General features: G+C 73.0%; 23 protein-coding genes. 17 read left to right on the forward strand and 6 right to left on the reverse strand.

The features are described 5' to 3' along the window. Positions 1–34: 34 nt before the first annotated feature. Positions 35–2578, reverse strand: coding sequence for a valine--tRNA ligase (valS, locus tag ABD143_RS35975; RefSeq protein ID WP_343987583.1), 2544 nt, complete (start codon positions 2576–2578; stop codon positions 35–37). On the opposite strand from valS, the gene folC reads away from it, so the two are divergent. The 3 genes from folC (at position 2577) to ndk (ending at position 5042) form a co-directional block, all read left to right on the forward strand. Beyond that, on the forward strand, positions 2577–4112 hold the full coding sequence (folC, locus tag ABD143_RS35980; RefSeq protein WP_379659757.1) for a bifunctional tetrahydrofolate synthase/dihydrofolate synthase: 1536 nt from the start codon (positions 2577–2579) through the stop codon (positions 4110–4112). The genes valS and folC overlap by 2 nt on opposite strands. Further along, a complete protein-coding gene (locus ABD143_RS35985; RefSeq protein ID WP_343987586.1) occupies positions 4109–4486 on the forward strand; it encodes a DUF4233 domain-containing protein in 378 nt (125 codons plus the stop codon). Before folC ends, ABD143_RS35985 begins: the two co-directional genes overlap by 4 nt. Positions 4487–4628: 142 nt before the next feature. Continuing rightward, positions 4629–5042, forward strand: coding sequence for a nucleoside-diphosphate kinase (gene ndk / locus ABD143_RS35990; protein ID WP_343987589.1), 414 nt, complete (start codon positions 4629–4631; stop codon positions 5040–5042). On the opposite strand, the gene ABD143_RS35995 is transcribed toward ndk, so the two are convergent. Continuing rightward, positions 5014–5886, reverse strand: a complete 873-nt coding sequence (locus ABD143_RS35995; protein ID WP_343987592.1) for an MBL fold metallo-hydrolase — start codon at positions 5884–5886, stop codon at positions 5014–5016. The two genes, ndk and ABD143_RS35995, sit on opposite strands and share 29 nt — an antisense overlap. Further along, positions 5883–6461 (reverse strand): TetR/AcrR family transcriptional regulator, encoded by a 579-nt coding sequence (locus tag ABD143_RS36000; RefSeq protein ID WP_343987594.1) that lies wholly within the window; start codon positions 6459–6461, stop codon positions 5883–5885. The genes ABD143_RS35995 and ABD143_RS36000 overlap by 4 nt, the downstream gene beginning before the upstream one ends. Positions 6462–6558: 97 nt before the next feature. Between ABD143_RS36000 and ABD143_RS36005 the strand changes: the two genes are divergently transcribed. Genes ABD143_RS36005 through ABD143_RS36020 form a run of 4 tightly spaced genes read left to right on the forward strand, consistent with a single transcriptional unit; the run spans position 6559 to position 10015 of the window. Then, complete coding sequence (locus tag ABD143_RS36005; protein WP_343987596.1) at positions 6559–7500, forward strand: ABC transporter ATP-binding protein; 942 nt, start codon at positions 6559–6561, stop codon at positions 7498–7500. Next, entirely contained in the window at positions 7500–8330 is an 831-nt protein-coding gene (locus ABD143_RS36010) for an ABC transporter permease (RefSeq protein WP_343987600.1), read from the forward strand. The genes ABD143_RS36005 and ABD143_RS36010 overlap by 1 nt, the downstream gene beginning before the upstream one ends. Then, the gene (locus ABD143_RS36015) at positions 8327–9163 is read left to right on the forward strand and encodes an ABC transporter permease (protein WP_343987603.1); all 837 of its coding nucleotides are present in this window, start codon (positions 8327–8329) and stop codon (positions 9161–9163) included. Before ABD143_RS36010 ends, ABD143_RS36015 begins: the two co-directional genes overlap by 4 nt. 57 nt (positions 9164–9220) lie before the next feature. Continuing rightward, on the forward strand, positions 9221–10015 hold the full coding sequence (locus tag ABD143_RS36020; protein WP_343987606.1) for a hypothetical protein: 795 nt from the start codon (positions 9221–9223) through the stop codon (positions 10013–10015). Positions 10016–10080: 65 nt separating this feature from the next. On the opposite strand, the gene ABD143_RS36025 is transcribed toward ABD143_RS36020, so the two are convergent. Beyond that, positions 10081–12258, reverse strand: coding sequence for a hypothetical protein (locus ABD143_RS36025; protein WP_343987609.1), 2178 nt, complete (start codon positions 12256–12258; stop codon positions 10081–10083). An 83-nt stretch (positions 12259–12341) separates the two neighbouring features. Here ABD143_RS36025 and ABD143_RS36030 point away from each other — a divergent pair, with 83 nt between their 5' ends. Further along, positions 12342–14300 (forward strand): TIGR03960 family B12-binding radical SAM protein, encoded by a 1959-nt coding sequence (locus ABD143_RS36030; RefSeq protein ID WP_343987612.1) that lies wholly within the window; start codon positions 12342–12344, stop codon positions 14298–14300. Further along, positions 14293–14811 carry a GNAT family N-acetyltransferase gene (locus tag ABD143_RS36035; RefSeq protein WP_343987615.1) on the forward strand — a complete coding sequence of 173 codons (519 nt, stop codon included), beginning with the start codon at positions 14293–14295 and terminating at the stop codon, positions 14809–14811. The genes ABD143_RS36030 and ABD143_RS36035 overlap by 8 nt, the downstream gene beginning before the upstream one ends. Before the next feature lie 52 nt (positions 14812–14863). On the opposite strand, the gene ABD143_RS36040 is transcribed toward ABD143_RS36035, so the two are convergent. Continuing rightward, positions 14864–15253 carry a RidA family protein gene (locus tag ABD143_RS36040; RefSeq protein WP_343987618.1) on the reverse strand — a complete coding sequence of 130 codons (390 nt, stop codon included), beginning with the start codon at positions 15251–15253 and terminating at the stop codon, positions 14864–14866. A 217-nt stretch (positions 15254–15470) separates the two neighbouring features. On the opposite strand from ABD143_RS36040, the gene ABD143_RS38420 reads away from it, so the two are divergent. The 3 genes from ABD143_RS38420 to fmdA are packed head-to-tail and all read left to right on the forward strand — an operon-like array spanning position 15471 to position 17721. Next, positions 15471–15749 (forward strand): zinc ribbon domain-containing protein, encoded by a 279-nt coding sequence (locus tag ABD143_RS38420; protein WP_379659758.1) that lies wholly within the window; start codon positions 15471–15473, stop codon positions 15747–15749. Positions 15750–15800: 51 nt separating this feature from the next. Continuing rightward, positions 15801–16442, forward strand: a complete 642-nt coding sequence (locus tag ABD143_RS36045; protein ID WP_343987621.1) for an AmiS/UreI family transporter — start codon at positions 15801–15803, stop codon at positions 16440–16442. A 25-nt stretch (positions 16443–16467) separates the two neighbouring features. Beyond that, positions 16468–17721 (forward strand): formamidase, encoded by a 1254-nt coding sequence (gene fmdA / locus ABD143_RS36050; protein ID WP_343987624.1) that lies wholly within the window; start codon positions 16468–16470, stop codon positions 17719–17721. Between the two features lie 16 nt (positions 17722–17737). On the opposite strand, the gene ABD143_RS36055 is transcribed toward fmdA, so the two are convergent. After that, positions 17738–17890: a hypothetical protein gene (locus ABD143_RS36055; RefSeq protein ID WP_343987627.1), complete on the reverse strand. Its 153-nt coding sequence runs from the start codon at positions 17888–17890 to the stop codon at positions 17738–17740. 42 nt (positions 17891–17932) lie between these two features. Here ABD143_RS36055 and ABD143_RS36060 point away from each other — a divergent pair, with 42 nt between their 5' ends. From ABD143_RS36060 to ABD143_RS36080, 5 genes are all read left to right on the forward strand, one after another. Next, a complete protein-coding gene (locus ABD143_RS36060; protein WP_343987630.1) occupies positions 17933–18229 on the forward strand; it encodes a hypothetical protein in 297 nt (98 codons plus the stop codon). A gap of 72 nt (positions 18230–18301) precedes the next feature. Beyond that, positions 18302–18910: a helix-turn-helix domain-containing protein gene (locus tag ABD143_RS36065; RefSeq protein ID WP_343987633.1), complete on the forward strand. Its 609-nt coding sequence runs from the start codon at positions 18302–18304 to the stop codon at positions 18908–18910. Positions 18911–19020: 110 nt separating this feature from the next. Next, positions 19021–20061, forward strand: a complete 1041-nt coding sequence (locus ABD143_RS36070; RefSeq protein WP_343987636.1) for a BMP family protein — start codon at positions 19021–19023, stop codon at positions 20059–20061. Beyond that, positions 20058–21539, forward strand: coding sequence for an ABC transporter ATP-binding protein (locus tag ABD143_RS36075; protein WP_343987639.1), 1482 nt, complete (start codon positions 20058–20060; stop codon positions 21537–21539). The genes ABD143_RS36070 and ABD143_RS36075 overlap by 4 nt, the downstream gene beginning before the upstream one ends. Next, a complete protein-coding gene (locus ABD143_RS36080; RefSeq protein ID WP_343987642.1) occupies positions 21536–22651 on the forward strand; it encodes an ABC transporter permease in 1116 nt (371 codons plus the stop codon). The genes ABD143_RS36075 and ABD143_RS36080 overlap by 4 nt, the downstream gene beginning before the upstream one ends. Position 22652 lies beyond the last annotated feature (1 nt).

Here is a 22652-nt window from a genome sequence, read left to right on the forward strand (position 1 = left end):
CAGAGCCTGGGGAAGGCGGGCGGCCTGGGGGCCGTCAGAAGGTGACGGCCACCTCCACCGCTTCGCCGTCCTGCTCCCGCACGTCGATGTCCTGGATCCGCCCAGCCGAGCGGATGTCGGCCTCCGCGAGCGCGAGCCGGTCCAGCACCGCGCGCGGCGCGGCGATCACCGCCCGCCGCACCTCTGCCCGCATGGAGAGCTTCGCCTCCGACTTGGCCCGGCGCACCACCGTGATGACGTCGGTGGCCGAGGTGAGGACGTCCGGGTCCGCGGCGCCGGCCTGGCCGCGCAGGTCGGCGGCCTTCGGCCATGGCGCGCGGTGCACCGAGCCCTCCTGCCACCACGACCAGACCTCCTCCGTGACGAACGGGAGGAACGGCGCGAACAGCCGCAGCAGCACCGACAGCGCCGTGCCCAGCCCGGCCCGTGCCGACGCCGCGGCCTCGTCGCCGTGCTCGCCGTACGCGCGAGCCTTGACCAGCTCCAGGTAGTCGTCGCAGAAGTGCCAGAAGAACCGCTCGGTCACCTCCAGCGCGCGGGCGTAGTCGAAGTCGTCGAGGGCGGCGGTGGCGGCGTCGACAGTGGTGGCCAGCTCGGCGAGCAGGGCCTGGTCGAGCGCGGCGGTGACGTTGCCAGGGGCGGCGCCGGCGGAAAGCGCGAAGCGGCTCGCGTTGAGGATCTTGATCGCGAGGCGGCGGCCGATCTTCATCTGGCCGGGGTCGAAGGCGGTGTCGGTGCCGGGCCGGGCGCTCGCCGCCCAGTAGCGCACCGCGTCGGAGCCGAACTCCTCCAGCAGCGCCATCGGCGTCACGACGTTGCCCTTGGACTTCGACATCTTCTTGCGGTCCGGGTCGAGGATCCACCCTGACAGCGCCGCGTGCCGCCAGGGCAGCACCTCGTGCTCCAGGTGTGAGCGCACGATCGTGGAGAAGAGCCAGGTGCGGATGATGTCGTGGGCCTGCGGGCGCAGGTCCATCGGGAACACACGCGCGAAGAGGTCGTCGTCGCGTTCCCAGCGGCCCGCGATCTGCGGGGTGAGCGACGAGGTCGCCCAGGTGTCCATGACGTCGGGGTCGCCGGTGAAGCCGCCCGGCACCCCGCGCTGCGCCTCCGAGTAGCCCGGTGGGACGTCGGTGCTCGGGTCGACCGGCAGCGCCGACTCGTCCGCCGTGATCGGCGCGTCCGTGACGGTCTCGCCGCGCTCGTCGAGCCGGTACCAGACGGGGAACGGCACACCGAAGAACCGCTGCCTGCTGATCAGCCAATCGCCATTGAGCCCCTCGACCCAGCTCTCGTACCGGGCGCGCATGTACTCCGGGTGCCACTGCAGCTCGCGTCCGCGTTTCAGCAGGGCCGCGCGCAGCTCGGGGTCGCGGCCGCCGTTGCGCAGGTACCACTGGCGGGTGGTGACGATCTCGAGCGGCTTGTCGCCCTTCTCGTAGAACTTCACCGCGTGGACGATCGGCTGCGGGTCACCGGCCGTGCGGCCCTGCTCGCGCAGCATCGCGACCATCCGCTCCCGGGCCGTGTGTGCCGTGGCGCCCGCGAGCTCCGCGTACGCCGCGCGCGCCGGTTCCGTATCGAGGCCCGCGGGCGGGTCGGCGACGAACCGGCCGTCCCAGCCGATCACCGCGCGCGTCGGAAGCTGCAGCTCGCGCCACCACATGACATCGGTGGTGTCGCCGAACGTGCACACCATCGCGATGCCGGAGCCCTTCTCCGGGTCGGCGGTGCGGTGCGCGAGCACCGGCACCTCGACGCCGAACACCGGCGTGCGCGCGGTTGTGCCGAACAGCGGGCGGTGTCGCTCGTCGTCGGGGTGCGCGACCAGGGCGACGCACGCCGGGAGCAGCTCGGGACGGGTGGTGGCGATCTCCAGGTCGGTACCGTCGGCCCGCTCGAACAGGAGACGGTGGTACGCGGCCGGGCGCTCCCGGTCCTCCAGCTCGGCCTGCGCCACGGCCGTGCGGAACGTGACGTCCCAGAGCGTCGGCGCCTCGCTGAGGTAGGCCTCCCCGCGGGCGAGGTTGCGCAGGAACGCGCGTTGCGCGGTGGCCCGGGCGTCGGCGTCGATCGTCTGGTAGGTCATCGACCAGTCGACCGAGAGCCCGAGCCGCCGCCACAGCGCCTCGAACGCGGCCTCGTCCTCCCTGGCCAGCCGCTCGCACAGCTCGATGAAGGTGCGCCGCGACACCGGGATCTGGCGGTCGCCTGGTCGCTCAGGCGGCTCGAAGTCCGGGTCGTAGGGCAGCGACGGGTCGCAGCGCACGCCGTAGTGGTTCTGCACGCGCCGCTCGGTGGGCAGGCCGTTGTCGTCCCAGCCCATCGGGTAGAACACCGTGCGCCCGCGCATCCGCTGGTAGCGGGCCACGGCGTCGGTGTGGGTGTAGGAGAAGACGTGCCCCACGTGCAGCGACCCGCTGACCGTGGGCGGCGGGGTGTCGATGGCGAACACCTCGGCGCGCGGCCGGCTGCGGTCGAAGTCGTATACGCCCATCGCGTCCCAGCGCCCGGCCCACTTCGGCTCGAGGCCGTCGATCGTGGGCCGTTCCGGCAGGGCAGGAACGGGACGCGTCATGCGCCCACGGTATCGGCCGGTCCCGGCTCGTAGACTCGGACACGTGACGCGCGAGCACGACGAGCTACCCGAAGGTGAGGGCGAGGTCCGCTCGCCCGAAGAGACCGCCGAGGACGCTGTCGTCTCGCACGTCCTCGACGCCATCCGCGGCGGCGAGACCCCCGACGTCGTGCCCGCGCAGTCGTCCACCCTCGGCTACGCGGAGTTCCTCGCGGTCGAGCAGGAGCTGGACCGCCGCTGGCCGGAGACGGTGATGGAGCCGTCGCTCGACCGGATCTCGGCACTCGTCGACGTGCTGGGCGACCCGCACCGCGGCTACCCCGTCGTCCACCTGACCGGCACCAACGGCAAGACCTCGACGGCCAGGATGATCGACGCGCTGCTCAGCGAGATCGGGCTGCGCACCGGTCGCTACACCAGCCCCCACCTGCAGCGGGCCACCGAGCGGATCAACATCGACAACCGGCCGATCACCCCCGAACGCTACGTCGAGGTCTACCGCGACGTGAAGCCGTTCGTGGAGCTGATCGACGCCAAGGAAGGCACTGCGCTCTCGAAATTCGAGGTGCTCACGGCGATGGGCTTCTCCGCGTTCGCCGACGCGCCGGTCGAGGCCGCCGTGGTCGAGGTCGGGCTGGGCGGGCGCTGGGACGCCACCAACGTCGCCGACGCCACCGTCGCGGTCGTGACGCCGATCGGGCTGGACCACGTCGAGTACCTCGGCAGCGACGTCCTCGCCATCGCGCGCGAGAAGGCCGGGATCATCAAACCCGGTTCCGTCGCGGTGCTTGCGGCGCAGGACAAGGCGGTGGCGGAGATCCTGCTCGAACGCGCCGTGGAGGTGGACGCGCAGGTGGCGCGGGAGGGTGCCGAGTTCGGGGTGCGCGAGCGGGAGCTGGCAGTCGGCGGGCAGCGGCTCACGCTGCAGGGCCTGTCCGGCACCTACGACGACATCTTCCTGCCGCTGCACGGCGAGCACCAGGCGAGCAACGCGGCGCTGGCCCTCGCCGCGACCGAGGCGCTGGTCGGCGCCGGGCCGCGGCAACCGCTCGACCCCGACGTCGTGCGCGCGGCTTTCGCCTCCGTGCAGTCGCCGGGACGGCTGGAGCGGCTCGCCGCCGGCCAGGGCGTGCCGACGGTCCTCACCGACGCCGCCCACAACCCGCACGGCGCTCGCGCGCTGGCTGCGGCGCTCACCACGGAGTTCCGGTTCACGCGGCTCGTCGGCGTGCTGGGGGTGATGCGCGAGAAGGACGCCCGCGGGATTCTCGAGGAGTTGGAGCCGGTCCTGAACGAGGTGATCGTCACCGCGAACTCCTCGCCCCGCGCGATGGACCCCGACGAGCTGGGCGCGCTCGCCGCGGAGGTGTTCGGCTCCGACCGCGTGAGCGTGGAGCCGGTGCTGGGCGCGGCCGTCGAACAGGCCGGTGAGCTGGCCGAGGAAGCAGGCGAGTCCGGCGTCGGCGTGATCATCACGGGCTCGGTCGTCACGGCGGGCGAGGCCCGGGCGCTGTTCGGGAAGGAACCCGCATGACGGCTCCTGACCCGATGAAGGGCGTGCGGGGCGTCTTCGCCGCCACGCTCACGCTCGAGGCGATCGTGGTGGCGCTCGCCCTGCTGGTGCTGCCGAAGTTCGGCGAGGGCGCCACCCCGCTCGGAGTGGCGGCGATCGCCGCGGTGGCCGTGCTGATGATCGTCGCGGCCGGGCTGCAGCGACGGCCGTGGGGGCTCGGGTTCGCACTCGGCCTGCAGGTCGCGGTGATCGCGTGCGGGTTGTTCGTGCCTGCGCTGATCGTCATAGGTGTGTTGTTCGCCCTCGTCTGGGCCGGGCTCCTGGTCCTGCGCCATGACGTGGCGCAGAAGATGGCCCGCGGCGAGCTGCCGAGCCAGCAGGTCCGCGACTCCTGACCCGACCGCAGGTCCTGCTCGAGCAGTCCGCCATGGTCCTAGGAGCGCGCTGAAATGCTCGGGCCTACTGCGCGCTACGGCCGGAGCTTTTCAGCACCCGCCCAGGCGGAAGCCGTCAAGGGACCGCCGATACCCTTCGCGGGTGACTGAACGCACCCTGGTCCTCGTCAAGCCCGACGGTGTCGAGCGCAAGCTGGTCGGCGAGGTCCTCGCCCGCATCGAGCGCAAGGGCCTCGACATCGTCGCCCTCGAGCTGCGCACGGTGGAGCGCGACATCGCCGAGCAGCACTACGCCGAGCACGACGGCAAGCCGTTCTTCGGCGACCTGCTCGAGTTCATCACCTCCGGCCCGGTGCTCGCGGCCGTTGTCGAGGGACCGCGCGCGATCGCCGCGTTCCGGCAGCTGGCCGGCGGCACCGACCCGGTGGCCAAGGCCACCCCCGGCACCATCCGCGGCGACTTCGGCCTCGAGACCCAGTACAACCTCGTGCACGGCTCCGACTCGCCGGAGAGCGCCGAGCGCGAGATCAAGCTCTGGTTCCCGAACCTGGGCTGAGCCCCTGCCCGGCGGGGTGGCGCTGTTGCATCGCCCGCAGCTCCACCGCGTCGTGCGCGCTGAACACCGCCACCTCGTCGCCGTGCGAGCGCACCAGCTCGCGAAGCCGCTCCTGGTTCTCCAGCCGGAGCCCGCGCGCCACCTCGACCCGGCGCTGCATCATCCGCAGCGCCGGCGGGCAGGTGGGGGCGTCGGGACGCATCTCGCCATGGAAGAAGTACGCGTCTCCGGCGTGCAGGAGCCACCGGTCGCCGTCGCGCACCGCGACGCCGGTGTGCCCGACGGTGTGCCCGGCCAGTGGCACCAGAAGGATCTCCGGCGGCAGGCCGCGTACCTCGCGGACGGCCCGGAATCCGAACCAGTCCGAACCCGCGGCGTCGTACGGGCGCCACTGGGGGCCGTGCTCCCACTGGCGCCGCGGGTAGCGCTGGCGTTCATTGTCGGACCGGGCCGCCAGGGCCGCGTCGAGCTCGGCGCGCAGGACGTGCACCTGCGCGCCGGGGAAGTCCCGGAGGCCGCCGCCGTGGTCGAGGTCGAGGTGGGTCAGCACCACGTGCCGGACGTCGGCGGCCGTGTATCCCAGCCGCTCGACCTGCCGCAGCGCCGTCTCCTCCGGGTCGAGCACGGGGCGGCACATCCGCCGCCACCGGCGGGTCAGCGTCGCGTCCGGATTGGTGACGTCGCCGGTGCCGAGACCGGTGTCGACGAGGACGAGCCCGTCGGGCGCCTCGAGGAGCAGGCAGTGGCAGACCATCTCGGCCGTGGCGAGGAGCGATCCCGTGCCGCTCACCAGCCGCCCGCCGAAGGGCCGCATCGTGGCGCAGTTGAGATGGTGGACCTTCATGACGTGCTCCGTTCCGATCGCAGGAGTCCGCGCAGGCGTGCGCCGACGGCGTGCAGCGGGGCGAGGTCGCGACGGGTGCGGGAGAGCACGAGTGCCCCCTCGATCGCGGCGAGCACGACCACGGCCAGGTCTTCGGGATCTGGGAGTCCGGTCGCGCGCAGGTGCCCCGCGATGACCGACTCCCAGGAGTCGTAGGCGCCCACGCAGGCCGTGCGGATCGGCTCGCTCGTGGCGGCAGCGTCCAGTGCCACAGTCGAGACCGGGCACCCCTCCCGGAAGTCCGACGCGGCGAGATGCTCGCCGAGCAGGGTCACGACCCGCTCGAGCGCCTCCACGGGGTCCGGCGTGCCCGCGAGCGCCGCTTCGAGGGCGCCGCAGAGCTCGTCGCCCATGAGCTGCACCGACTCGACGGCGAGCTGCTCCTTCCCGCCGGGGAAGTGGAAGTACAGCGAGCCCTTCGGCAGGGAGCCCTCGCTGAGCACCTGGTTCAGCCCCGTCGCGTGGTAGCCCTGCGCCCGGAACAGGCCGGCGGCCGTGCGAAGGGCTCGTCCGCGTGTCTCTCCTCGATCGCCCACGCCGCTGACTATAGAGACCGGTCTACTGAGTTGGGAAGTCCTCCAGCGACCGAAACGTACGCGCGTTCTGTCGGGGTGCGCGGTTAACGTGCATTACGTGGCTGACGGACTGGTCCAGGCGCGGGGCCTACGCAAGCGCTTCGGCGAGTTCGAGGCGGTGCGCGGGATCGACGTCGATGTTGCGCGCGGCGAGGTGTTCGGTTTCCTCGGCCCCAACGGCGCCGGCAAATCGTCCACGATGCGGATGATCGCATGCGTCTCACCGCGCACCGACGGCTCGCTGCAGGTGCTGGGTATGGACCCTGGCACCGACGGCCCGCGCATCCGGGCGCGCATCGGGGTCGTCCCGCAGCTCGACAACCTCGACCAGGAGCTCACGGTCCGGCAGAACCTGGAGGTCTACGGCCGCTACTTCGGGCTCTCCAAGGCCCACGTGCGCGCCAAGACCACGGAGCTGCTGGAGTTCGCGCAGCTCAGTGAGCGCGCCGACGCCGAGGTCGAGCCGCTCTCGGGCGGCATGAAGCGCCGCCTCACGATCGCCCGCGCGCTGGTCAACGAGCCCGAGCTGCTGCTGCTCGACGAGCCCACCACCGGCCTCGACCCGCAGGCCCGCCACCTGCTGTGGGAGCGGCTCTACCGGCTCAAACGCGAAGGCGTCACCCAGATCATCACCACCCACTACATGGACGAGGCCGAGCAGCTGTGCGACCGGCTGGTCGTGATGGACCGCGGGGTGATCGTGGCGGAGGGCTCCCCGGCCGAGCTGATCGAGCGCTACGCCACCCGCGAGGTGCTGGAGCTGCGGTTCGCGCCGGAGGCCGCGCCCGCGCCCGGCGAGCCGGCGGCGTTCGTCGAGCGGCTGGCGTTCGTCGAGCGCGTGGAGGAGCTGCCGGACCGGCTGCTGCTCTACACCTCCGACGGCGAGCAGGCGCAGGCCGAGGTGGCGCTGGCGGGCTACAAGCCGCTGTCGGCGCTCGTGCGCCGCTCGTCGCTGGAGGACGTCTTCCTCCGCCTCACCGGCCGCACGCTGGTCGACTGATGACAGGCCCCGCGCTCGCCCACCCGTCCACCGGCGCCGCTCCCGGCCCGGTGTGCGGCGTGCTGCTCGTCGTGGAGCACAACTGGGTCTGGTACCGCAAGAACTGGCGGGCCTCCGTCGTGTCGTCGGTGCTGCAGCCGCTGCTGTTCCTGCTGGCGTTCGGGGTCGGCTTCGGGGCGCTCGTCGACGGCGGCGGCAACGCCGCGGCCGCCACCGGCTGCGTCGACTACCTCGTGTGGCTCGCGCCGGCGCTGCTGGCTGTGTCCGCCGTGCAGACCGCGGCGTTCGAGTCCACCTATCCGGTGCTGTCCGGGTTCAAGTGGCAGCGGGTCTTCCACGCGATCGCCGCGGGTCCCATCTCACCGGCACAGGTGGCGCTCGGCCACCTGTTGTGGCTCGCGATCAGGATGGCCGGCGCCGGTGCCATCTACGTCGGCGTCATCGCGATCTTCGGAGGCGTTTCGGGCCCGGGCATCGTGGTGTCCCTGCTCGCCGCGGTGCTGGCCGGGTCGGCGGTCGCGGCGCTCGTCACTGCGTTCGCCGCCACGCTCGAGAACGAGGGCACGGCGTTCACCGCCCTGTTCCGGTTCGTCGTCATCCCGATGACACTCTTCTCCGGCACGTTCTTCCCCGTCGACCGGCTGCCCGCCTGGGTCCAGCCCCTCGCGTGGATCTCGCCGCTGTGGCACGGCACCGAGCTCGCCAGGGCCGCCGCGCTGGACCGCTGGCACCCGCTGGCCGCGCTCGGCCACACCGCCTACCTGCTCGCCCTGCTCGCGCTCGGCGGCGTACTGGCTGTGCGGCTGTTCACCAGGAGGCTCGAGCCGTGAGCACACGAGTGCCCGCCGCGCCCGCCCCGTCGTTGCCGCTCCTGGTCCGGCTCCTGCCGGCCGGTAGCTACGCCGGGCGGTCCCACACGCTGCTGCTGCGCTCGGCCACCGCGTCGCGCCGCACGTGGCTCGCGTTCGGCTCCGGGTTCTTCGAACCGGTCTTCTACCTGATCGCGATGGGGCAGGGGCTGGGGTCGCTCGTCGGCGCGCTCCCCGGCCCCGACGGCGCTCCCATCAGCTACGCGGCCTTCATCGCCCCGGGCCTTCTTGCCGCGTCGGCCATGAACGGTGCCGTCTTCGACTCCACGTACAACGTGTTCTTCAAGCTCAAGTACGGCCGCCTCTACGACGCGATGCTCGCCACCCCGCTCGGCCCCGTCGACATCGCGCTCGGCGAGATCAGCTGGGCGCTGATCCGCGGCGGCCTCTACGCGCTGGGCTTCCTGTCGGTGATGGGCGCGTTCGGGCTCCTGGTCTCCCCGTGGGCGCTGCTCGCGCTCCCAGCGGCGCTGGTGGTGGCGTTCGCGTTCGCGGCGGTCGGCATGGCGGCCACGTCGTACATGCGGTCGTGGCAGGACTTCGACCTGGTCACTCTCGTGATCCTGCCGATGTTCCTGTTCTCCACCACCTTCTACCCGCTGTCGGTCTACCCCCGGTGGCTGCAGATCGTGGTGGAGTGCATGCCGCTCTTCCACGCCGTGGAGCTGATGCGCGGTCTCACCACCGGCGCCATGCACCTCGGGATGCTCGGCCACGCTGCGTACTTCCTGGTGATGATCGTGGTGGGGGTGGTGATGGCGACCCGCAGGCTCGACGCGCTGTTGCTGCGTTAGTGCCCCGCGCCGTCGGCCGGGTGGCCGCCTCGAGTCGGCCGGGTCGACAATGACCGCATGACGGTCGCGTCGTCCCACCGTTCCGCGCTCACCGATCTCGTCCGCAGTGCCGTCGTCGTGCTGTTCGCGGTGATCCAGACCGTGGTGGCGGGCATCGCCGGGATCGGTGCCGTTGGCGAGCCGATCGGCGACGTGGCGCACCGATACGCCACCCCGCTGCTGGCCGCCGACTGGGCGTTCGCCATCTGGGTGCCGATCTACCTCGGGTTCCTCGCCTACGCGGGCTACCAGCTACTCCCGCGCCAGCGAGCGCGTCAGGTCCACCGTGAGACGGGCTGGTGGCTGCTGGCGTCGGCGGTGTTCAACACCGGCTGGCTGCTCTCGTTCGGTGCCGAGCTGCTACCGCTGGCGGAGCTCCTGCTCATCGGGCTTCTGGTGAGCCTCGCGGTCGCGTTCGGGCGGCTGAGCCGCGTGCCTGCCGAGACCGTCACCGAGCGGGTGGTGCTGCGCGGCATCGTGGCCGTCTACACGGGCTGGGTGTCGCTCGCCTTCGTGCTCGGCACCGCGGCCACCGGCGCGTGGGTCGGGCTGCCCGGCACGGGCGCGCTCGCGGCGATCGCCGCGGTGGTCGTGCTGCTCGCGGTCACGGCCATCATCTGCTGGGTGATCCTGTCCGGCACCGCGGTCGTCGGCTACGCCGCCGCCACCGCGTGGGCGATCATGGGCATCGCACTGAACGACCCACCCGCCGCGGTGGTGGTGGCGGGTGCGATGGCGATCGTCGCCGTGCTCGCCGCGACCACCCGCCGCCTTACCACGGCGGGCAACCCGCGCCGGGCTGCCTGGGGCTGAGCCGAACGGTTCACCGCCCATTCGTGCCACATGTGAGCATCCAGGCTTCGACTGGGGCGCACCGGCTACCGCGGCAGGTCCACGCGGAGCAGGTCGCCGCGGTCGTGCGCGACCAGCCCGCCCTCGGCGGCGAACACCGGGAGCGCGGCCAGGCGCCGGTCCTGCGCGACCACGCTCACGGAGCCGTCGTCGCGGACGGCGAGCACGACGTCGTCCGCGACGACGACGGCGCGCCCCGCGCCGTCCAGGGCGACCGTCGCGCGCGGGAGCGCGAGCGCTGCCGGCGCCACACCCTTGGCGAGCTGCACTGCCACGGGCGTGGTGTCGGCCCGCCGGTCGCCGGGGTCGATCACCGCGCCGAGCATGTGGTCGCCGTCGAGAGCGATGAGCCCGCCGTCTGCGAGCAGCCAGCCCCGGCCGTCGGCCCGGACGACCCCACCGGCGACCCGGCCGCCGACCACGGGCAGCGGCGAGCGGGAGCCGACGCGGAAGGCGCCGGTGGCCGTCACGAGCAGGGGCGGGCGCCCGCCCAGGTCGGGAACCAGTTCCGACCCGTCCTGTCGCAGCTGGGGGAACCGGTCGGTGCCCGCCGCCGTGCCGTGCACCGGGGTGCCCGGCGCCTCCACCCACCAGACGCCGCCCGAACCGTCGGGCCACACCGGCCCGGCGCCGCCGTCCGCGCGGACGCCGACAGGTGTGCGCGCGCCGCCGGGGGCCACCACCGCGATCTCGCCGCCCGGTCCGGCGGACGCCCAGCGGCCGTCGGCGCCCAGCGGGATGCCGAGCCTGTCGCGGCCCGTCCGGCTGACGGGCACCAGCGCGACCGGTGGGGCGAGCGGGGCGAGCGGGGCGGCGCAGCCGGGTGCCGGGGCAGGCAGGTCCGTCAGCGCGGCGGCGGGGTCGGGCAGCCGCCATAGCGCGGGGCCGGCCGCGTCGGCCAGAGTCAGCACCGGTTCCCCGTCGGGCGTGACGACCATCGACGACGCCACACCCGGCAGCGGCGCGGCGACCACTCGGAGCTCGCCGTCCGGCCCGAGGCGGGCCAGCCTCCCGTCAGGAGCCGGTCCGGTCACGAACCAGACGCCGCCCTCGCCGTCCGCCGCCAGCGGGCCCGGCTGCGGGAGGAAGCTCGCCGGGCCGGAGCGCGTCAGGCCGCAGGTGGCGTCCAGGCCACCCGCCAGCAACGTCACCGTTGTGTGGCCACTCGCGTCGCCCGAGAGCCGCTCGAGCCGCTGCCCCGCCTCCTGGGGGACCGCCCGGATGGCGCCCGTCCCCACCGGCAGCAGCGTCGCGACGTCGACCGCGGCGCTGGCGGTGGGCCCGTGTATCGCGAAGACGGGCAGGTAGGTGGCATCGGCGGTCTGCTCGCCGTCGCGCTGGGCGAGGTCGAGCAGGCGGGCCGTGCCGGGTGGGTCGCTAGTGGCGCGCACCCAGAGCGTGCCATCCGCGCCTAAAGGACTCGCGGCGCTCACCCCGTGCACGGTGACGGCCACCGGGTCGCGCTCGTCGAGTCCCGTGACGGTGACCGCGTCGGCCGCCGACCAGCGCACCACCCGCCCGCCGGCCGCACCGATGATCGACGCGCGCTCCGGCGGGCCGTCGGGGGTCGTGGCGAGGACCTCGGCGTTCCCTGCCGCGTCGAGGACGGTGAGCCCGCCCGCGGTGACGACGCCCGCCCGCCCGTCGACGACAACCGCGACGGCGGCGGCCGCGTCCAGGCGCGCGACGCGGACGAACGGTCCGGCCGCACCTCCCGTGTCTGGTGCGGCCGTGTCTGGTGCGGCGCGGTTCACCGGGCCGCCGGGGAGCACGGGCACCACGGCGGCGAGGAGCGCCACCGCGAGGATCGCCGGCAAGCCGAGCGCGGCGAGCACGGCTGCCGCCGCTCCGCAGACCGCCGCCGCGGCCGCCGGGAGGCTCGCCCCTCGTCCGACGAGCACACCGGCCCCGACGGCCACTCCCGTGGCGCCCGCCAGCACGAGCACGACCCGTGCCGCACCGCTGCGGCGCACCGCGAGCAGCACGGCGGCCGCCACGACCAGCGCGACGAGCAGGGTGGTGGTGACCGGCCCGGCCAGCTCCCACCCCGCCTGGCCGGCGGCCTCGCCGCGGGTGGCCGGGCCCGTTCCGACCAGCACGACAGGCGCCCGGGGCGCCGTCAACCAGGGAAGTGGCAGCAGCAGCGCCGCCGCGGCGGCGAACCCCAGGGAGGCGAGCAGCGTGCGGGGCGGCGGTACAACCACGACACCTCCTCACGAGCGCGGCGGTTCCCGTGTGTGACGGCCCGAAGCGCCCCGCCACCCGGGCGGGGCTACCCTGGATCAGCGTGACAGCTCCGTCCGTGTTCGCCGACCTCGAACCCCTGCTGCCCCGGGTCTCGAAACCCGTGCAGTACGTCGGGGGTGAGTTGAACGCGCAGCTCAAGGACTGGGAGTCCGCCGCGGTGCGGTGGGCGCTGATGTACCCCGACGCGTACGAGGTGGGGCTGCCCAACCAGGGCCTCATGATCCTCTACGAGCTGCTCAACGAGCGGGCCGACGCCCTGGCCGAGCGCTGCTACGCCGTGTGGCCGGACCTCGAGGCGCTGATGCGGGAGCACGGCGTACCCGCCTTCACGGTGGACTCCCACCGGCCACTGGCGGCCTTCGACGTGCTCGGGGTCAGCTTCTCCACGGAGCTGGGCTACACGAACCTCCTCACCGCGCTCGACCTCGCAGGCATCCCGTTGCACGCCACCGACCGGGGCGTCGAGCACCCGGTTGTGGTCGCGGGCGGGCACGCGGCGTTCAACCCGGAGCCGATCGCGGACTTCGTGGACGTCGCCGCGATCGGCGACGGCGAGGAGGTCGTCGGCGACATCACCGACGTCGTCAAGGCGTGGAAGGCCGAGGGACGGCCCGGCGGGCGCCGCGAGTTGCTGCTGCGGCTGGCGGCGGTCGACGGCTGCTACGTCCCGTCGCTGTACTCGGTGACCTACGGCGATGACGGCGCGATCGCCGCCGTCGAGCCGGTCGAGGCGCGCGTGCCGCGCACCGTCACCAAGCGCACCACCATCGACCTCGACGACTGGCCCTACCCGAAGCAGCCGCTCGTCCCGCTGGCCGACACGGTGCACGAGCGGGCGAGCGTGGAGATCTTCCGCGGCTGCACGCGGGGCTGCCGGTTCTGCCAAGCGGGCATGATCACCCGCCCCGTGCGCGAGCGGTCGCTGCAGGGCATCGGCGCGATGGTGGACTCGGCGGTGCGCGCGAGCGGGTTCGACGAGGTCGGGCTGCTGTCGCTGTCGTCGGCCGACCACTCGGAGATCGCCGAGATCACGAAGGGCCTCGCCGACCGCTACGAGGGCACCAACACCTCGCTCTCGCTGCCGAGCACGCGGGTGGACGCGTTCAACATCGACCTCGCCAACGAGATCTCCCGCAACGGCCGCCGCTCGGGGCTGACGTTCGCGCCGGAGGGCGGGTCGGAGCGGATCCGGCGCGTGATCAACAAGATGGTGTCGGAAGAGGACCTCATCCGCACCGTCTCGGAGGCGTTCGGGCAGGGCTGGCGGCAGGTCAAGCTCTACTTCATGTGTGGCCTGCCCACCGAGGAGGACGATGACGTCCTCCAGATCGCCGACATGGCGCACAACGTCATCCGCGCGGGCCGCGAGGCGTCGGGCCGCAACGATGTGCGCTGCACGATCTCCATCGGCGGGTTCGTGCCCAAGCCGCACACCCCGTTCCAGTGGGCGGCGCAGGCGCACCCCGACGTCGTCGACGACCGGCTTCGCAAGCTGCGCGCTGCCGTCAACAGCAACCGCAAGCTGGGCCGCAACGTGGGTATGCGCTATCACGACGGCCAGCCGTCGCTGATCGAAGGGCTGCTCGCCCGTGGTGACCGGCGCGTCGGGCGCGTGATCGAGCGGGTCTGGCGTGAGGGCGGCCGGTTCGACGGCTGGAGCGAGCACTTCTCCTACGAGCGCTGGACGGGCGCGGCGGCCGCCGAGCTGGAGCCGCTCGGCGTCTCGCTGGAGTGGTTCACCACCCGCGAGCGCGAGCGCGCGGAGGTGCTCCCGTGGGACCACCTCGACTCCGGGCTGGAGCGCGACTGGCTGTGGGACGACTGGCAGGACGCTCTCGCCGCTCGTGAGCAGGACGACTGCCGCTGGACGCCGTGCTTCGACTGCGGCGTCTGCCCCTCGACGGGCACCGACATCCAGGTCGGGCCGAGCGGCACCATGTTGCTGCCTCTGACCGTCGTGAACCCGCTGACCAGCGGAGACACGAGCGCGGGTGGCTGACCGCAGCGCTCCCGGACCACAGGTCGGTATCCGCGTCGCGGACGAGCGTGACGTCGGGGCACTGGCCGGGCTGCGGCGCGCGTGGCTGGAGGAGCGCACCGGGAGCCCGGTGGAGGACCCTGGGTTCGAGGCCGCGTTCGCCCAGTGGTGGCGGGTCGAGCTGCCGCGCCGGACGTTCTGGCTGGCCGAGGTGGGCACCGCGCGCAGCGGCTACACGGCCGTCGGCTCGATCAACGTGGTGGAGATCGTGCACATGCCCCGCCCCGGCGCCCGCGGCGGGCGGATCGGGCACGTCGGCAACGCGTTCGTGCTGGCGTCCTTCGCCGACCGCGGGGTGCCCGGCGCGCTGCTCGGAGCGGCGATCGAGCATGCCCGGATGCGTCGCTACCGGCGGCTGCTGCTCGCCCCCACCGCGGGCAGCGCGGCGTTCTACCGCAGGGCGGGCTTCGTCTCGTCGGGCGAGTCGCTGCTAGTGCTCGACCCGTCGACGCTGCCGGCGCCCGCTTCCTGAGGCTCACACCGGCAGCTGCGCCGTCCGTAGTGACTCCAGCGGTGTGTGCGACCTACTCGGGGTTCACGTCCGCCGGGAACACCGTGTCCACCTCCACCTCCACCAGCCAGCCCGCCACCGGGAGGCTCTGCACCTCCAGGGCGAAGCGGCTAGGTCGGGTCGGGTTGCGTAACAGCGGGGCGGCCGGCTCCGCCGAGCCCAGCGGCACCAGCTCGGTGTCGCCCGTCGTCAGGTTGGTGTTGGCGAAGTACTGGCGGTAGGCGCGGTTCCAGCCCGCGTAGTCGGCGCGGTCGGCCGCTCGGCCCTCGCCGTCCCGGTGCGCGACGCGAGCAGCTCCGTGGTCGGCTGCATCGTCGGGATCGGGAAGACCGGACGGCTCGGCGTCGAGGACGCGGGGCTGGCGGACCTGCTGCGCAGCTACGCGGAGCGAGCAGCGGCGCACCCGAGCGTGCGGTAGGTCTGGATTAATGGGCCGTTCGTGCAACCCGGGATTCACGGATCGTGCACCGCTGTTGAAACCGCGTCGCCCGGCAGTTGTGTCGCTGCGGCATCCGGGGGAGGCGATCCGGGCACCGCATGGACCTGTCGGCCCTGTCCGCCGACCAGCGACGGGTCTAACGTTGCTCGCCCCGGGAAGTTTGGACGGGGGTGTGAAGCGGATGGTGCGGTACGAGTACCGGTGTCCTGCCTGCGGGCCCTGGACAGCCGCGTTCCCGATGGGAGCCGCTGAGGCGGCGCGGCCATGTCCCGAGTGCGGAGTGCGGTCGCCACGGCTCTGGTCCGCGCCGGCACTGAACCGCATGGACCCCGGGGTGGCTCGCCTGCGACAGAGCGAGGAGGCGAGCAGTGACGCCCCGGGCGTGACGTCGACCGTTCCGGCGGCGGCGCGGCGGCCCCGCCGCACGGATCCGCGTCAGGCGCGCCTGCCGCGGCCCTGACCTCGCACTGATAGCTCCTCCGTTCGGACCCAGCCAACGAGGAGGTCGGATATGGGTTTCGTCGGTCTTCTGTACGTAGGTGCCGTGCTCTTCATCAACGGCTTGATGCTGCTCGGAGCTGTCGAGCCCAGATCAGCTGCGCCCATCAACCTGTTCGTCGGCGCCCTCCAGGTCATCACACCGACTTACCTGATCTTCACCGCGAACGGCGACCCGGCGGTGATCCTCAACGCCTCGGGCCTGTACCTGTTCGGCTTCACCTACCTCTACGTCGGCATCAACCTCCTGGCAGGCCTCGACGGGACCGGGGTCGGCTGGTTCTCGCTGTTCGTCGCGGTCGTCGCGGTCGGCTACGCCTGGGCGAACTGGCAACTCCTGGGCAGCCTCCCGTTCGCCGTCATCTGGCTCTACTGGGCGTTCCTGTGGGCGCTGTTCTTCCTGGTCCTCGGGCTCAAGCGCGAGGAGCTCACCCGCTACACCGGCTGGGTGACCGTCATCGAGGCCTGGGTGACGGCGGCGATCCCGGCGTTCCTGCTGCTCACCGGTCTGTGGCGCGAGCCGGGCATCACCGCGATCGCTCTCGCCGTGGTCGGAGTGGTCGTGTTCGGCGCGCTCTACGCGCGCATCCACCCGCGCGCGCCGAGCGCGCCCGCCACCACACCCACCCGGACCGCCCACCCGGCGGCGGGCTGACCCACCGGATGAAAGGAGCACAGCCATGCCCGATGTCGTGTTCACCGTCGATCAGTCGAAGTCGATGCGCGATCAGGCAGTGCCTGGGCACAACCGCTGGCACCCGGATGTACCGAACGCGGTGATGGTCCGGCCCGGGCAGCAGATCCGGGTCGAGTGCCGGGAGTGGACCGACGCCCAGATCGGTAACAACGACTCGGCCAACGACGTCCGCGACGTCGACCTGACGCACGCGCACATGCTCAGCGGGCCGATCGGCGTCGAGGGGGCCGAGCCCGGCGACCTGCTGGTCGTCGACATCCTCGACCTCGGGCCGGTGCAGGCCCCGCAGGAGTACGGTGATGCCCCCGGCCAGGGATGGGGCTACACAGGCATCTTCGCCAAGGTCAACGGCGGCGGCTTCCTGACCGACTACTTCCCCGACGCCTACAAGGCGATCTGGGACTTCGCCGGGCAGGTCGCGACGTCCCGGCACCTCCCGGGGGTGCGCTTCACCGGCATCACGCACCCCGGCCTGTTCGGTACGGCGCCGTCGGCCGAGCTCCTGGCCCGCTGGAACCAGCGCGAGCGGGCCCTCATCGACACCGATCCCGACCGGGTGCCGCCGCTCGCCCTTCCACCGCTCGAGCAGAACACGCTCGGCGGGACCGCGTCCGGCTCGGACGCGCAGGGGATCGCGCGGGACGGAGCCCGCACGGTGCCCGCCCGCGAGAACGGCGGGAACCACGACATCAAGAACTTCACCCGTGGCTCCCGTGTCTTCTACCCGGTGCACGTCAACGGCGCGAAGCTGTCGGGCGGGGACCTGCACTTCAGCCAGGGCGACGGGGAGATCACGTTCTGCGGCGCCATCGAGATGGGCGGGTTCATCGACTTCCACGTCGATCTGATCAAGGGCGGGATGGAGACCTACGGCGTCACCACGAACCCGGTGTTCATGCCGGGCAACGTGGAACCGCGCTACTCGGAGTTCCTGACCTTCATCGGGGTCTCGGTGGACCGGGAGACCGACGAGAACTTCTACCTGGACGCCACGGTGGCCTACCGCAGGGCCTGCCTCAACGCCGTGGAGTACCTGAAGAAGTTCGGCTACTCCGGGGAGCAGGCATACCTGCTGCTCGGCTCGGCCCCCATCGAGGGCCGGGTCAGTGGGATCGTCGACATCCCGAACGCCTGCTGCTCGCTGTACCTGCCCACCTCCATCTTCGACTTCGACATCAAGCCGTCGGCGTCGGGACCGGTGATGGCCGACCGCGGCCAGTGCGCGATGACGTCCTGACGGAGACGGTGCCGGATCACGCCTCTTCGGAGCGGTGATCCGGCACCGCCGGCCGGGCGGTGACGGTGACGGCACCGCCGCAGTTCCAGCACGAGGGATCGGAGCCGGGTCCGCGGCCTTCCACGTCGCAGGCGGCGCAGAACCAGTGCGCCACGATCCGAATGCTCACGATTCGAGGGTAGATCCGCCGCACCAGGCGGGAGGAGGTGGCGTGAGCGAGGAGACACCTCACGAGAAGACCTCGGACGAGCTACCGGTGCACCCGAAGCACCGGGCCCGCGACAGGTTCGGCAAGGAGGCCCTGCAGACGGCTCACGAGATCACCCAGGCGCTGGCCGAGACCGGGGCGGACGACGACGGTGTCGTCGTGCTGCGGACGGGTGGCCCGCGTCCGGCGCTCGCCGATCTCGAGCGGCTCATCGACGAGGCCCTCGAGGAGGAGGCCCGGGCCGAGGCCGGCGAAAGCGGCGAAGCAGGCGGAACCGCCGAGGAGCCGGGTTCCCGGTAGCCGACGCGGTCCGGGTTCCCGTGAACTGGTCCGAATGTTGGCAGCCATCGGCTCCTGGGTGAGGATGGCGGGGTGAGCGAAGCGCGGGAGGTCGCTGCCCGGAACGAGAGCGAGGCTGCCGTGATGGCGGCCATCGGATCGTCGGTCCGCAGGGCGCGGGCGCGCAGCGGCCTGTCCACCCGCGAGCTCGCGCAGCGGGCGTCGATGTCGCAGCCGTTCCTGTCCAACATCGAGAACGGCCGCTCGACGCCGAGCGTCGCCACCCTCTACAAGCTCGCCGCCGCGCTCGGCGTGAGTGCGTCGGAACTGCTCCCGGACAGCGCAGACGAGGGGATCGTGGTGGTGCGGGCCGGGGAAGGCGTCGCGACCGGCATGGACGAGACGCCCGGCGTGGCGCTCTCGACGCTGCTCGCCGGCGCGCCCGGCCGGATCATGGAGGCCCGGCGCGCAGTGATCGAGCCCGGCCAGCCCGCGGGCGACTGGTTCGACCACGGAGGCGAGGATTTCCTGCACGTGGTGGACGGGGTCGTCCTGGTCGAGTTCGGCACCGGCCGCGTCGAGGAACTGAGCGCGGGCGACTCCCTGTGGCACGAGGGGACCATCCCGCACCGCTGGCGCGTCGGGCCCGATGTCGGTGCCCGGTTGCTCCTCGTCACCGGCCAGGTACCAGGTCACGATTGATTCCCCTGGGGAATCGCAACGCCCCCGCAACACGGCGACATCTGGACATAACGCCTTCTCCCTAGCGTTCGGGGCTCCCACCAGACGGGCCCGGACGAAGGACGCCGCCGATGCCACGAACCAGGACCCACCGGCGCGGGTGGCGCGCCACTCTCGTCCTGACCGCCGCCGCAGTGCTCGTGCTCGCGGGTTGTGGCGACGCGGGACGCCGGGACACCGCCGCGCCCGGTGGGGCGGCGTCGAGCGCGCCGCGGATGGCGATCGTCTACTACCCCCAGCTCCGCGACGGTTCGTGGGGCGAGGCGGCGCTGACCGGCGCGCAGAAGCTGAAGGACGCCGGTGTGATCTCCGACTTCGCCGTGCAGGAGAACGTGAACCCCGGTGCCGACGGCGTGCGCGCGCTGCGCAGCTTCGCCGAGCAGGGCTACAACCCGATCATCGCCCACTCGTTCAACTACGGCGACGACGTCAAGCAGGTGGCGGCCGAGTTCCCGAACACGATCTTCGCCTACGCGGGCGGTTTCGGCGACGTGGCCGCGAACGTCGCCGACTACGCCCAGCCGTTCTACGAGGCCACCTACCTGGAGGGCATCCTCGGTGCCGGGGCCACGGCGGGCGGCGGCGTCGCGGGTGCGGGCGGGTTCGACATCCCGGTCTGCCGCGCGATGTTCAACGCCTACCTCGAAGGCGCGCGGGTGGTGCGGCCGGACACGAGTGGCGCGTTCGTGGCCGTCGGAGACTGGTCGGACGTGCAGCGGGCCAAGGAGGCTGCGCTCGCGCAGGCCGACCAGGGCGCCACGATGTTCGTCGGCTGCGGACAGGGCCCGACGTTCGGGCAGATCGAGGCCGCGGCGGAGCGCCAGGGGGTGGCCAACGGTTACACGGGCGACATGTCCGGGCTCTCGCCCTCGGTCCTCGCCTCGTTCACGTGGAACCTCGACCGCATCTTCGAGGAGATGGTCGCCGACGTCGCTGCCGGGCGGGTGAACCCGACTCGGTACTTCGAGGTGGGCATGTCCGGCGGCGGGATGGAGGTCGTGATCAACCCCGCGTGGCGCGACCGCATCCCGGCCGTGGTGATGTCCACCTACGAGCAGCGCCTGGCCGACATCCGCAGCGGGGCGTTCACCGTCCCGTACAACGACAAGTGACGTCCGCTCCCCCGGCCGTGGTGACCGGGGTCCGGCGCCGGTTCGGCGCCGGGCCCCCGGCCCTCGACGGCGTCGACCTCGAGCTTCGTGCCGGGGAGGTGCACGCGGTGCTCGGTGAGAACGGGGCTGGCAAGACCACGCTCATGCGGATCCTCGCCGGGCTCGACGAGCCGGACGAGGGCAGCGTTGTGGTGGCGGGCGAGCCCGTCACCGAGTTCACGCCGCGCGCCCTGCGCGAGCGCGGGGTGGCCATGGTGCAGCAGCACTTCACGCTGGTCCCCACGCTGACCGCGGGGGAGAACCTGGCGCTGGCGCGGCCGGAGGGCCGGCTCCGGCCCGGGGCGCGCCGCGTCCGGCGCCGCGTCGAGGCGCTGGCGCAGCGGTACGGGCTGCCGGTGCGCGCGGACGTGCCGGTGGACCGGCTCTCGGTCGGCGAGCAGCAGCGCTTGGAGATCTTGCGCGCCCTCGACGCCGACGCCCGGCTGCTGATCCTCGACGAGCCGACCGCCGTGCTCGTCGACGCCGAGGCCGAGGCGCTGCTCGCCGTGTGCCGCGCCCTCGCCGCCGAGGGCCGGGCGGTCGTGATCATCACGCACCGGCTGGCCGAGGTGTTCGCAGGCTGCGACCGCGTGACGGTGCTGCGCCGGGGCGCGGTGGTGTGCGCGGGCGAGCCGGTGTCGGCACACGACCGGACGAGCCTCGCGACGCTCATGGTGGGCGCGGTGCCGGCTCCGCCCCTGTCGATCGAGCGGCCGGCCCGAAGCGGCGTGATCCGGATTGCCCTCGACGGGGCGGCCCGTGGCCGGCTCCGGCCGCTCGACCTGGAGGTGCACGCGGGCGAAGTGCTCGGCGTCGCGGGTGTGGACGGCAACGGCCAGGCCGAGCTGGAGGACCTCCTCGCCGGGATCGCCGCGCCGCAGCAGGGGACCGTGTGCGTCGAGGGGACCGAGATGCCGGTCGGCGCGCCGCGCGAGCGGGTCGGCAAACGCGTCGCGTACGTCCCGGCCGACCGCTACCGCCGGGCGCTGGCCGGGCCGCTGTCGCTCGCCGACAACTTGGAGCTGGGCCGTGGCCCGAGCCGGCGTGCGCCGCGGGGGCGCAGGGAAGAGCAGGCCGTTCCCGCGCTCGCCGCGTGGGACGTGCGTGCGGCCGGGCCGGGAGCGAGCGCCGCGAGTCTGTCGGGTGGCAACGCGCAGAAGCTCGTGCTGGCCAGGGAGTTGGGGGTGGGCCCGGCGGTGGTCGTGGCCGCGCAGCCGACCCGAGGGCTCGACCCCGAGGCTGCGCGGATGATCACCGAGCGGATCCTCGCGGCCGCCGCCGACGGTGCGGCTGTGGTGTGGTTCGGCGCGGAGCTCGACGAGCTGTTCGCCGTGGCCGACCGGCTCGTCGTGCTCGCCGACGGCATCGCCACCCCGTTCGAGCCCCCCTACGACCGCGCGGCTGTCGGGATGGCGATGGCCGGTGGAGCGGGCGCATGACGCTCACCCGCGACCCCGCCCCGGCCGGGCAGCAGGCGCCGGACGGGCTGGTCGGGAAGGCCCTGCGCGGCCCGGCCGACCGGTCGCCGCTCGGTCTCGTCGCGGTGCCGCTGCTCGCGCTGCTCGGCGCGCTGGTCGTGGGCGGGGTGCTCATGGCGGTCGAGGGGGTGGCGCCGCTGTCGGCGTACGGCGAGGTGGTGCGTGGGGTGTTCGGGCGCACCCGCGGACTCGTCGACACCGCCGTGATCGCGACGCCGCTGGTGCTGCTCGCGCTCGGCATCACCGTCGCGTACCGGGCACGGGTGTTCACGATCGGCGCGGAGGGCCAGTACATCGCGGGAGCGCTGGCGGGCACGGCGTGGGCGACGGTCGGCCCGCTCCCGGGGTTGCCCGCGCCGGTGCTGGTGGTGAGCTCGCTCGCCGTCGCCGTGCTCGCGGGTGCCGCGTGGTCCGGCGTGACGGCGTGGCTGCAGAGCCGGTTCGGCGCGAGTGTGGTGATCACGAGCCTGCTGCTCAACTACGTGGCGGCCGCCGTGCTGGCCTGGGCGGTGCGGGTCGGGATGCGCGACCCCGGCTCGTTCACGCCCCAGAGCCGCCAGGTCGGCGACGCGGCCCTCCCCGACCTCCCCGGCACCGCGATCCACCTGGGCTTCCTGTTCGCGCTGCTCGCGGTGCCCACCGTCGCCGCGGTGCTGCGCCGCACCCGTTTCGGGTTCCGGGTGGAGGTGCTGGGCGCGAACCCGGACGTGCTCGCGGCCACCGAGGCCCGCCCGTCGCGGACCCGTTTGTGGGTGCTCGCGGTGGCGGGCGCGCTCGCGGGCCTCGCCGGGTTCGTCGAGGTTGCAGGCGTGACCGGCCGGATGACGCAGGCGTTCGCCGTCGGCTACGGCTTCACGGCGATCATCGTGGCGCTGCTGGGCAGGCTGCGGCCGCTCGGCGTGCTGGCGGCCGCGCTGGTGATGGCCGGGATCACGGTCGGGTTCGACGAGGCCGAGCGCGTGTTCGTCATCCCGTCGGCGACGGTCGGGGTGATCCAGGCGCTCATCGTCGTCTTCTTCGTGACGGGTGACGCGCTCAGCAGGCGACGCCTCCGCAGGCGGGAAGGGGCCTGAG

The organism is Pseudonocardia aurantiaca (assembly GCF_039526725.1).
Taxonomy (GTDB): domain Bacteria; phylum Actinomycetota; class Actinomycetes; order Mycobacteriales; family Pseudonocardiaceae; genus Pseudonocardia; species Pseudonocardia aurantiaca.